Source organism: Sphingopyxis sp. (assembly GCF_041916015.1).
Lineage (GTDB): Bacteria > Pseudomonadota > Alphaproteobacteria > Sphingomonadales > Sphingomonadaceae > Sphingopyxis.
In genome coordinates this window covers 21,377-32,353 of record NZ_JAYSAH010000103.1, presented here as the reverse complement: position 1 = coordinate 32,353, position 10,977 = coordinate 21,377, and the positions used below count along the sequence as shown (strand labels likewise).

The following is a 10,977-nucleotide window of genomic DNA, read 5'->3' as shown; positions in this document are numbered from 1 at the left end:
GCGGCCATGGCTCTTTGGAAAATAGGGCTGGAGACGCGCCATCTGCTCGTCCGTCAGCCAGAATAAATCGCTCAAATTCAGGCTCCTTCGTGGTCGCCTGAATCATAATCGCTACCGCAAATCAATGGGTCCTGACCCTACATTTCATTCGGGAGGGAAAATGACAAAAGCGACAATCCAGTATCGTCAACTCAAACTCGACGGACTTTGGCCGGATGCCGACCTGAAGGCCATGGTAGTGGATGTACTCAGGCGTCGGGGCTGGGCGGATAACGCCAAAACCCGCATTATCGACCTCGATCAAGATCAGAGCTATGTTATTCTGAACAAGCTCTCAGACCCCGCAACTTGGGATAGCCCCGTGTTCGCAGGCCAACTGATACAACTTCAAGCCGGAACCGATGTGCATGCCGTTTTGCAGTCGCTTGAAGAAGACACGGCTGAATATGTCGTGCAGAATCTCAACGTCGGGGAAGCGGTTCGTGTCCTGAAAGGTGCGCTATATTTCGTCGCAGTCGGAAATCATGTCGGGTTGATCGAAGGGCAGCAGGTCCGCGGACGCACGCTGGAACGCTATCTCACCGCGCTGCTTCAACGCGCTGAGGAGATTGAGCCTGGCCAAGCCATCATCCTCAACGGCAAGTTTATTGCCGGGGATGGAAAGGAATTATCGGAATCAAGCGAAATCCAGGTATCGGCTGCCGCCACCAATCGGCAGGGCGAGCGCAAAGAGCGTCCTATTGAGCCGCGCGTCGAACAACGTGAAGCGGCGGAGGCGCGTGAACATGAACAAGCGACCGTCTTCGACATTCTGCGGATGCTCGGTTGGTCGGAAGAAGCGATCGACAGCTTGGGAGCCGAAATACCTGACGACGGATGGGTCGAAGGATTTTTCAAGGTATTCATCAAAGAGCGCCGGCGCCGGAAGCCCATTTCCCGTGCGACAATTAACGAGGCCCTTCGCAATATTGACCCCGCAGACCTAGGCCTGCGTGGCGATGGCTCGGAGCGTGGCGGCATTGTGAAGATGTCGGTTCAGCGCGATATCCGAACGGCCGGCTCGCTTTTGGACCCGGCGGATGCTATGGAACAGATTACGAACGCCCTTCGTGATTGGGCCGTGGCCGGGAAAATAGATTGCAACTTCGAAGGATAGAACGGTGGCTTCTTCCGGCGGCGTTGGTCGCCGGGCTGGTGCTGGCGCCCGGTGCAATCACGGCGGATGCTGGCCGGATGCTGGTGACATTCCTAGGTTTGGTCTCCGCCAGCATTCTCCCCACTGTGTCCCTACTGATCAACAGCATGACCGCGAGCGGCCGATCAGTTATGGCGCTCGACGAACTGGAAAGCGAGCTGCACGCCGCCATGGACGGGTTGCTGCTCCTTTTTGGATGTGTGGCGGTCGTTGTCGCCGCATTGGTCGCACTCGCCACGCCTCCCGGAGAGCTGTTTACAAAAGTGCCATATCTGACCACTCAAATACTGCCTCGATCAGGTCAGGCGACGGTGGTCGTATTTTCCGCGATCATATTGTCGCGTGTGGGGCAAATTCCGGCGGTCCTTCGCCGCTCCCTCATTGTACGCCACAAGATTGCGGTCGAGGAAGCGCGACGTAAGACGTTGGAAAAGGCGCCTGCAGCGGGATCGGGCCAGCAGATGTTTGCAACCCATCCCGATTTCGGAAAATCGGTGCGGTTGGACGAACTGACGGGCAAAGGAAACTGACTGCGATTCGCGTTAAAGCCACGTTATTGGGTCAGCTTGCCCCTGACAGTCTCAAGCTCATGTCTTTCTCGGGACGGCATGGGAAAAAATCTGCATCCTGCCAATCATCGCCATAGAACGTCAGGGGACGCCAGCGGACGACATAAGCCGCACCGACAAACAGCCGCCGTTTTGAGCGCTCTTGCACGCGTTTTAATCATCGCCAATTCTCTTGCCCAGGGGCTTTCATCAACCGTCATATGATGGAGCACGCTGCATGTATGTCCGCGAGAAGATCATCCGCCTCAAGACCGTCCTTGCCCGGACCGGCCTGTCTCGTTCGACCCTCTATCGCAAGATCGCGGACGGGACATTCCCGCGCCAACTGTCGATCAGCGTCCACGGCGCGGGCTGGCATGAATCCGCCGTCGATCGCTGGATTGCCGATCCGGCGGGCTACCGCGCCGACAATGATAACCGGCCTTCCGGCACGGGGCCGGTATGAAGAAGGACGAGACGCCGCGCTCGCGGCCCGTCACCCCTGCGAACGACAATGAAATCGCGCCCGATCCTATAGCTATTGACGCGGCGCTTTCGCGCATCGCCGAGGTGATCGGGCGGCATATCGCGCGCGAACATATCCGGGCCACCAAAGCCGCCAACGACAATGAGTCAAATGGGACAAACCCAAACCGCTAAGGCGTTGACGCTAGGGCCATAGGGGCCGACACTGTCTTATCAGCCGTGCGGGTCGATGTCCCGCCGCTTGAAAGGAAGACACGATGATCCGCGCCGCGCTCTATGCCCGCTACTCCTCCGATCAGCAGAGTTCGGCGTCGATCGCCGATCAGCAGCGCATCTGCCGCGAGCGCGCCGAGCGCGAGGGCTGGCAGCTAGTAGGCTCTTATGAGGATGCCGCCGTCTCGGGCGCGAGCATGATTCTGCGTCCCGGCATCCAGAGGCTGCTTGCCGACGCGCAGGCGGGCAAGTTCGATATCGTCGTCGCCGAAGCACTCGATCGAGTGTCGCGCGATCAGGCCGATGTCGCGACGCTCTACAAGCATCTCCAGTTCGCGCGCGTTCCACTCGTCACGCTCGCCGAGGGAGAAATCTCTGAGCTTCATGTCGGACTAAAGGGCACGATGAACGCGCTCTTCCTCAAAGACCTTGCCAAGAAGACGCATCGCGGGCTGCGTGGGCGGGTTGAGAAGGGCTTCTCCGCTGGGGCGGTCGGCTATGGCTATCGAGTGGTTCGGCGTCTGACTAGCGAAGGCGAGTTGGTGCGCGGCGAACGCGAGATCGATCCGATGCAGGCATTAATCGTCGAGCGCGTCTTCCGCGAGTTCGCGGACGGCAAGAGCCCGCTTGCCATCGCACGCGACCTCAACGGCGATGGCATTCCCGGCCCGAAGGGGCTTGCGTGGCGCGATACCAGCATCCGCGGCGACGTTCGGCGCGGCACCGGGATCATCAACAACGAGATGTACGTCGGTGTCCGCGTCTGGAACCACAAACATTATGTCACCGACCCCACTAGCGGCAAGCGCGTTACCCGCTTCAACCCCGAGTCCGAATGGATCAGGAACGAGGTGCCTGATCTTCGCATCGTCAGCGATGAGATGTGGCAAGCGGCCAAACGCCAGCAAGCGGCGCTTGCCGAGCGTCATACCGGGATCAAGGAAGCGGCGCAGGCCCGTGCGCTGCTGAATACACGGCGCCCAGCCTATCTGCTTTCGGGCCTACTCGAATGCGGCAAATGCGGTGGGACCTATGCAGTGGTCGTCGGCGACCGCTATGGCTGCGTCGGTCATCATCGAGGCCGCACCTGTTCGAACAGTCGGACGATCAGGCGCGCCGACCTGGAGCGCCGCGCGCTGGCTGGCATTGCCGACCGGCTCGTATCGGTCGACAAGATCGAGGCCGCCGTGACGGCCTACGCGGCGCATATCAACCGCGAGAACCGCGAACAGCGCATTCAATCCGATGCCGACAAGCGCGCACTGGCGAAGATAGACAAGGCCGTCTCGGGCATCATGGCCGCGATCGAGGACGGCTTGTACCAGCCGAACATGAAGGCTCGAATGGCGGAACTCGAAGGCGAGCGATCCGAAGTCATTGCGCGGCTTGCCAAGGCGCCGCAAGGCATCCCCGATATCCATCCCGGCATTGCCGAAATCTACAAGCGCAAGGTCGCGGCGCTCACCGACACGCTCAAAGACCCCGAAACGCATCTCGATGCCTCAAGCGATATTCGGTCGCTCGTTGGCAAGATCGTCTTGCATCCTGGCGAGAAGCGCGGCGAAGTCCATGCCACCCTCCACGGCTCGCTGATGGGTATTCTCGACTTCGCTAACGACACCCCGCAACCCGAGGCCAACCGAGTTATAACATCGGTGGCCCCGGGTTCGCGGGAATGACGAAGTTAGCGAGAGTCGGGCAGCGCGTCCTCGACCAGCGGGGCCAGCCCCTCGACCACGATCTTCACGCCCCGGGCATTGGGATGGATATGATCGCCGAGCATCAGATCGGGCTTCCCGACGACATTGTCGAGAATGAAGGGATAGAGGCTCGCGCCATATTTGGCGGCGAGTTCGGGATAAATGGGGTTGAAGGCCTTGGCATAGTCCGGGCCCATGTTCGGCGCCGCAACCATGCCGGTGAGGACCACCGGAATTTTGCGCTTCCTGAGTTCGCCGAGCATCGCGTCGAGATTGGCGCGCGTCTGGGCGGCGTCGATCCCGCGCAGCATGTCGTTGCCGCCGAGCCCGAGCACGACCAGCGCGGGCTTCGTCTTCGCATTGTCGAGCACATAGGTCAGCCGCTGGCGCCCCGCCGCGGTGGTGTCGCCCGAAACCCCTGCATTCTGGACGCGTGCGATGATGCCGTCATCGGCGAGCGCGGCCTGCAACTGCGGCGCAAGTCCCTCCTTCGGGCCGAGCTGATATCCGGCGTAGAGGCTGTCACCGAAGGCGATAATCAGGGGGGCGTTGGCCGGGATCGCAGCGGCCGGCTTTGCGGCACTTTTGTCTTTCGTCGAAGCCGCAGGCGCCTCCGCAGAACCGCAGGCGGCGAGCGGTTGGCAAAGCGCGATCACGCAACCATATATCAAGGCAGAACGCCATCCGGCCGTTTTCATTTCCAAAGGGTCCCTTCTTGCCCGACACATCCCGACCTTCGCCCGAACCGGCGATCGCCGCCCATAATGTGACGCTCACGCTCGGGAGCGACAAGGCCCCTGTCGAAATTTTGCGCGGGGTCGATCTGGAGGTCGAAGCGGGCACGTCGGTCGCGCTGCTCGGCCCCTCCGGGTCGGGGAAAAGCTCGCTGATGGCGGTGCTTGCCGGGCTCGAGAGCGCGGGCGGCGGGACGATCAGGGTCGCGGGGCTCGATTTCGGCGCGATGGACGAGGATGATCTCGCGCGCGCCCGGCGCGGCCGGATCGGCATCGTGCTGCAGGCTTTTCATCTGCTGCCGACGATGACCGCGCTGGAGAATGTCGCGGTGCCGCTGGAACTCGCGGGCATCGACGATCCGTTCGGCAAGGCGCGCGCCGAGCTCGAAGCCGTCGGGCTCGGCCACCGCCTGACCCATTATCCGGCACAGCTTTCGGGCGGCGAGCAGCAGCGCGTCGCGATCGCGCGCGCGATGGCGAGCGGCCCGGCGATCATCTTCGCCGACGAGCCGACAGGCAACCTCGACACCGCGACGGGGCAGTCGATCATCGAGCTGATCTTTGCGCGCCGCGCCGCGCTCGGCGCGACCTTGCTGATCATCACCCACGATCCGGAACTGGCGGAGCATTGCGACCGCGTCGTCGTGATGCACGACGGGCGGATCGAGGAACGGGCGGCTTAGGAGGTGCTTCCGCTCGCCACGCTCTGGCGGATCGCGCGGCGCGATCTTGCGACGCGCATTCGGGGACTCCGCCTGCTCGCTGTGTGCCTGTTCCTCGGCGTCGCGACGCTCGCGGCTATCGGCAGCCTGACGAGCGGGATCACCTCCGAACTCGAACGGCGCGGGCAGACGATCCTCGGCGGAGATGTCGAATTCAGCCTGCCGCAGCGCGAGGCGACGCCCGAGGAAATGGCCGGGTTCCGCGGGGCCGGAAGAACCTCGGCGACCGTGCGCCTGCGCGCGATGGCGAACGCGCCGGGCGGCGATGCCCTGCTGTCCGAGTTGAAGGCGGTCGATGGCGCCTATCCGCTCTATGGCTCGATGCGGCTGGAAAGCGGCGTCCGCGCAGGCCCGCCCCCCGCGGGCGGGATATGGATCGGCAAGGACCTCGCTTCGCGGCTCGACCTGAAAGTCGGCGGTGACGTCAAGTTCGGCGAAAAGGCGTTCCGGATCGACGGCATTATCGCCGAGGAACCCGACCGGCTGGGCGAAGGCTTCGCGCTCGGCCCGGTCGCGATCATCGGCCTTCAAGATATGCCCGCAACGCGGCTGATCCAGCCCGGCAGCCTTTACGAGAGCAAATATCGCATTCGCCTGCCGGCCGGCACCGACCCCACGGCCGCCGGCAAACGGCTGACCGGGGAATTTCCCGACGCGGGCTGGAAGGTCACCGACCGCAGCAACGGCGCGCCTGGAACGCGGCGCTTCATCGAGCGGATGGGGCAATTTCTGTCGCTCGTGGGGTTGGCGGCGCTGGTGATCGCCGGGATCGGCGTCGGCAACGGCGTTGCGAGCTATCTCGCGGGCAAGCGTCCGGGCCTCGCGACGCTGAAGGTGCTCGGCGCCGACAGCGCGGCGGTGCTGCGGATTTACGGCTTGCAGATATTGGCGGTCGCCGCGGCGTCGATCGGTGCGGGGCTGGTGGCCGGAGCGCTGGCGCCGAGCCTGATCGGCTGGATCGCGGGCGACGTGCTGCCGGTGAAACCCGGCTTCGCGCTCTATCCGCTGCCGCTGATCGTCAGCGCGGCCTATGGCCTGCTGATCGCGATCGCCTTTGCCCTGCCCCCGCTCGCGGCGACGCGGCATGTTCCGGCGGCGGGGCTGTATCGCGCGACGGTTGACGGTGGCGCGCGGATCGACCGGCAGACGATGATCGCTGTCGGCGCGGCGCTGGCGGCGATCGTCGCGCTCGCAGTCGGCACCGCGCGCGATCCGCTGTTCGCGCTGTCGTTCATCGGCGCGGCGGTCGGCTTGCTGCTGGTTCTCGTCGGGCTCGGCTGGCTGGTGCGGACCGCGGCGAGCCGCGCGCCGCGGCCGAAGCGCCCGCTGCTGCGTCTCGCGCTCGCCAACCTGCACCGGCCGGGCGCGGCGACGGGGGCGCTGGTGGTCGCGCTCGGGCTCGGGCTGACATTGTTCGTCACTCTCGCGGCGATCCAGACGAGTATCACCGCCGAGATCGCGCGCACGGTGCCGCAGCGCGCGCCGAGCTTCTTCGTGCTCGACATTCCGCGCGGCGACGCCTCGAAATTCCGGGCGATAGTGACCCGGGCCGCGCCCGATGCCGAGATCAACATGATCCCCGCGCTGCGCGGCAGCGTGACCGAATTTCGCGGGCAGCGCGTCGATGAGCTCGCCGAGCTGCCCGAAGGCGCGTGGGTGCTGCGCGGCGACCGCGGGCTGACCTATAGCCCCGTCCTGCCGAAGGGCAGCACGCTGGTCGGCGGCGCATGGTGGCCCGCCGATTACAAGGGACCGCCGCTGGTCAGCGTCGAGCAGGAGGTCGCGGCGTCGCTGGGCCTGAAGCTCGGCGATACGCTGTCGGTCAATGTGCTGGGGGTCGAGGTGCAAGCCAAAGTGGCGTCCTTCCGCACCGTCGAGTGGGACAATTTCGGGCTGAACTATGTGCTCGTCTTCTCGCCCGGCACCTTCGACGCGGCGCCGCACAATATGGTCGCGACGGTCGCGGTGCCGCCGAAGGCCGAAGCCGGGCTCGCGCGCAGCATCCCCCGCGCCTTCCCGTCGGCTTCGCTGATCGAGGTGCGCGATGTCGTGTCGCAGGTGACGACACTGCTCACCCAGATGAGCCAGGCGATCGCGGCGGCCGCGAGCATCGCGATCCTTGCCGGCATCGCGGTATTGATCGGCGCGATTGCCGCGAGCCGCGAACGGCGCGTCTATGATAGCGTGATCCTGAAGCTGCTCGGCGCGACGCGAGGGCAAATCCTCGGCGCGCAGGCGATGGAATATGCCGTGCTCGCTGGCATCCTTGCCTTGTTGGCGCTGGGCCTCGGCCTTGCCGGCGCGTGGTATGTCGTGACGCAGCTCTTCGACTTCCGCTTCGCGCCCGATCCGGTCATCGTCGCGCTGACGTTGATCGGCGGCGCGGGTCTGTCGTTCCTGATCGGGATCGCGGGAAGCTGGCCGCTGCTCTCGGCGAAACCGGCGCAGGCACTGCGCGACCTTTAGCTCAGCAGGCGGACCACCGCCGATACCGCCGCAACGCCGAGCACGACCGCGACCATTGCTTGCCATACATGCGGCGGGACGCGGCCGAAATGGCGCGCGCCGAAATGATTGCCGAGCCACATCGGCACGAACAGCAAGAGCGCGAGCAGGAAGAGCTTTTCCGTCGCGATGCCGACCCAGAGCGCGGCGGCGGTGCCCGCGATCGCGGTCGCGAAAAAGATGAGCAGCATCGACGCGCGCGCGACCTTCGGCTCGAGGTGGCGGCGGAGATAGAAGGGCACGACCGGCGGCCCCGGCATCGCCGCGAAGCCGGTGAGGATGCCCGAAGCGATTCCCGTTCCCGCCACCGCGGCGCGGCCGGGACGATGCCCCTCGGGCTGTTTGGGGAGCAACACCGCGACAAACGCGCCGACTGCGACGAGAGTGATGAGCAGGCGAGCGATATCGGGGGTCGTTGCCTTCAGCGCGATCATCCCGACGGGTGTCGTCACCATCGCGAGCAAGGCGATCGGGATCGCGGTCGCCCGGTCGGCATCGGCGGCGATAAGACGGATTCCGACCGGCCCGATCAACAGTTGCAGCAATATACCGAGGACGACCGCCTGCCCCGGCGGAATGATCAGCCCGAGCAGCGGGACGAGGATGATCGCCATGCCGAAGCCGGTCAGCCCGCGCACATAAGCGGCGCCGAAGGTCATCGCCGCCGCGCCCGCAAAGGTCAGCGGCGCGAGGCCGAGGATCGCGTGTTGGCCGGTCAAACGGTGCGCAAATCCGGCGGCGTCGCCTCGCCCCTGAGCATCGCGATCGCATCGGCGAGCGGCAGGATGCGCTGGCCGTCCTGGCCGAGGGTGCGGATCGCGACGGTGCCCTCTTCCGCCTCGCGCTTGCCGACGACGAGCAGATAGGGAACCTTCTGGAGACTGTGCTCGCGGACCTTGTAGTTGATCTTCTCGTTGCGGAGATCGGCCTCGACGCGGACGCCCGCCGCGGTGAGCCGTTCGACCGCGTCCTTCGCATAATCGTCGGCGTCGGAGACGATCGTCGCAACCACCGCCTGCACCGGCGCGAGCCAGGTCGGGAAGCGGCCGGCAAAATGCTCGATCAAAATGCCGATGAAGCGCTCATAGGTGCCGAGGATCGCGCGGTGGAGCATCACCGGGCGGTGGCGTTCGCCATCCTCGCCGACGTAAGACGCATCAAGGCGTTCGGGCATCACGCGGTCGGACTGGATCGTCCCGCACTGCCACGTCCGCCCGATCGCGTCGGTCAGGTGGAATTCGAGCTTGGGGGCGTAGAAGGCCCCCTCGCCCGGCAGTTCCTCCCAGCCATAATCGTCATTCGCCATGCCCGCGCGCTCGACCGCCTCGCGCAATTCCTGCTCGGCCTTGTCCCACATCTCTTCGGTGCCGAAGCGCATCTCGGGGCGCAGCGCGAGCTTCACCGCATATTTTTCGAAGCCGAGCTGCTTGTAGACGCGGTCGAGCAGCTCGCAGAAGGACCGGACTTCCTCGACGATCTGGTCTTCGCGGCAGAAGATATGGCCGTCGTCCTGCGTGAACTGGCGGACGCGCATGATGCCGTGCAGCGCGCCATGCGGTTCGTTGCGGTGGCAGCAACCCATTTCGGCCATGCGCAGCGGCAGGTCGCGGTACGACTTGATCCCCTGACGGAAGATCAGGACGTGCGCGGGGCAGTTCATCGGCTTGAGCGCCATCCACTCGGCATCGTCGGACACCAGCGGGCCGTCGTCCTCGATATTCGGCACCTCGTCGGGGATAACGAACATATTTTCGCGATACTTGCCCCAGTGGCCCGACTGCTCCCACTGGCGCGCGTCCATCACCTGCGGGGTCTTGACCTCCTGATAGGCGGCGCCGTCGATCGCGCGCCGCATATAGGCCTCGAGCTCGCGGTAGATGCGATAGCCCTTGGGGTGCCAGAAGACGCTGCCGTGCGCTTCTTCCTGCAGGTGGAACAGGTCCATCTCGCGCCCGATCTTGCGATGGTCGCGCTTCGCGGCTTCCTCGAGGCGCACGAGATGTTCGGCGAGCTGCTTCTTATTGAGCCAGCCGGTGCCGTAAATGCGGCTGAGCTGCGCATTCTTCTGGTCGCCGCGCCAGTAGGCGCCCGACACGCGCGTCAGCTTGAACGCCGCCGGATCGAGCTTGCCCGTCGAGGCGAGGTGCGGCCCGCGGCACATGTCCATCCAGCCGTCACCCGAACGATAGACGGTCAGCTCCTCGCCCTGCGGCAGTTCGGCCGCCCATTCGGCCTTGAAGGTTTCACCCTCCGCCTGCCACTTGGCGATCAGCTTGTCGCGCTCCCAGACTTCTCTCGTGAGCGGAAGGTCGGCGGCGATGATCTTGCGCATCTCTTCCTCGATCAGCGGCAGTTCGTCGTCGCGGAACGCGCCATGTTCGGCGGTCGGCGCGAAGTCGTAATAGAAGCCGTCGTTCGTCGAGGGGCCGAAGGTGATCTGCGTGCCCGGAAACAGATTCTGCACCGCCTCGGCCAACACATGCGCATAGTCGTGGCGCACGAGTTCGAGCGCGTCGGCCTCGTCGCGGCTCGTCACCAGCGCGAGGTTCGTGTCCTCCTCCAGCGGGCGCATGATGTCGCGCAGTTCGCCGTCGATCTTCGCAGCGAGTGCGGCCTTGGCGAGACCGGGGCCGATGTCCGCCGCGATCTCGGCCGGAGTAGTCCCGCGCGCGACTTCACGGGCAGAGCCATCGGGAAGGGTGACGCGGATCATCTGGGACATCGAAAAATCGGCCTTTCTGGCATGTGGGTCGGCGCCCGAAAAATGCGCCAAAACTGCGCCCCTTTGCCAGCATGCGATATGGGCGGCAAGGGGCGGATTCGCAATCGGGGTTGCAATGATACATTGTATCATTATGTGAGCCGGGACATCCC

At 64.7% G+C, this 10,977-nt stretch carries 10 protein-coding genes; 7 read left to right on the top strand and 3 right to left on the bottom strand.

What is annotated here, in order from left to right:
* Positions 1–160 precede the first annotated feature (160 nt).
* From ACE3SL_RS14980 to ACE3SL_RS14960, 5 genes are all read left to right on the top strand, one after another.
* Entirely contained in the window at positions 161–1,156 is a 996-nt protein-coding gene (locus ACE3SL_RS14980; RefSeq protein WP_374526520.1) for a hypothetical protein, read from the top strand.
* 23 nt (positions 1,157–1,179) lie between these two features.
* The gene (locus ACE3SL_RS14975; protein WP_374526519.1) at positions 1,180–1,725 is read left to right on the top strand and encodes a hypothetical protein; all 546 of its coding nucleotides are present in this window, start codon (positions 1,180–1,182) and stop codon (positions 1,723–1,725) included.
* 256 nt (positions 1,726–1,981) lie between these two features.
* Positions 1,982–2,209, top strand: a complete 228-nt coding sequence (locus ACE3SL_RS14970; RefSeq protein WP_374526518.1) for a helix-turn-helix transcriptional regulator — start codon at positions 1,982–1,984, stop codon at positions 2,207–2,209.
* A complete protein-coding gene (locus ACE3SL_RS14965; protein WP_374526517.1) occupies positions 2,206–2,403 on the top strand; it encodes a hypothetical protein in 198 nt (65 codons plus the stop codon). The genes ACE3SL_RS14970 and ACE3SL_RS14965 overlap by 4 nt, the downstream gene beginning before the upstream one ends.
* An 83-nt stretch (positions 2,404–2,486) precedes the next feature.
* On the top strand, positions 2,487–4,121 hold the full coding sequence (locus tag ACE3SL_RS14960; protein WP_374526516.1) for a recombinase family protein: 1,635 nt from the start codon (positions 2,487–2,489) through the stop codon (positions 4,119–4,121).
* A gap of 5 nt (positions 4,122–4,126) precedes the next feature.
* Here the strand turns inward: ACE3SL_RS14960 and ACE3SL_RS14955 are convergent, their stop codons facing one another.
* Positions 4,127–4,840, bottom strand: coding sequence for an arylesterase (locus tag ACE3SL_RS14955; RefSeq protein ID WP_374526515.1), 714 nt, complete (start codon positions 4,838–4,840; stop codon positions 4,127–4,129).
* Positions 4,841–4,857: 17 nt separating this feature from the next.
* Here ACE3SL_RS14955 and ACE3SL_RS14950 point away from each other — a divergent pair, with 17 nt between their 5' ends.
* On the top strand, positions 4,858–5,559 hold the full coding sequence (locus tag ACE3SL_RS14950; protein WP_374526514.1) for an ABC transporter ATP-binding protein: 702 nt from the start codon (positions 4,858–4,860) through the stop codon (positions 5,557–5,559).
* A gap of 3 nt (positions 5,560–5,562) precedes the next feature.
* A complete protein-coding gene (locus tag ACE3SL_RS14945; RefSeq protein ID WP_374526513.1) occupies positions 5,563–8,064 on the top strand; it encodes an ABC transporter permease in 2,502 nt (833 codons plus the stop codon).
* Here ACE3SL_RS14945 and ACE3SL_RS14940 read toward each other — a convergent pair.
* Together ACE3SL_RS14940 and thrS are read right to left on the bottom strand one after the other, a co-directional pair.
* A complete protein-coding gene (locus ACE3SL_RS14940; RefSeq protein ID WP_374526512.1) occupies positions 8,061–8,822 on the bottom strand; it encodes a sulfite exporter TauE/SafE family protein in 762 nt (253 codons plus the stop codon). The genes ACE3SL_RS14945 and ACE3SL_RS14940 overlap by 4 nt on opposite strands.
* Entirely contained in the window at positions 8,819–10,816 is a 1,998-nt protein-coding gene (thrS, locus tag ACE3SL_RS14935; protein WP_374526524.1) for a threonine--tRNA ligase, read from the bottom strand. The genes ACE3SL_RS14940 and thrS overlap by 4 nt, the downstream gene beginning before the upstream one ends.
* Positions 10,817–10,977 lie beyond the last annotated feature (161 nt).

Coding starts and splice junctions, on each gene's coding strand:
- ACE3SL_RS14955 (WP_374526515.1), bottom strand. CDS start 4,840: ATGAAAACGGCCGGATGGCGTTCTGCCTTGATATATGGTTGCGTGATC.
- thrS (WP_374526524.1), bottom strand. CDS start 10,816: ATGATCCGCGTCACCCTTCCCGATGGCTCTGCCCGTGAAGTCGCGCGC.
- ACE3SL_RS14960 (WP_374526516.1), top strand. CDS start 2,487: ATGATCCGCGCCGCGCTCTATGCCCGCTACTCCTCCGATCAGCAGAGT.
- ACE3SL_RS14980 (WP_374526520.1), top strand. CDS start 161: ATGACAAAAGCGACAATCCAGTATCGTCAACTCAAACTCGACGGACTT.
- ACE3SL_RS14970 (WP_374526518.1), top strand. CDS start 1,982: ATGTATGTCCGCGAGAAGATCATCCGCCTCAAGACCGTCCTTGCCCGG.
- ACE3SL_RS14965 (WP_374526517.1), top strand. CDS start 2,206: ATGAAGAAGGACGAGACGCCGCGCTCGCGGCCCGTCACCCCTGCGAAC.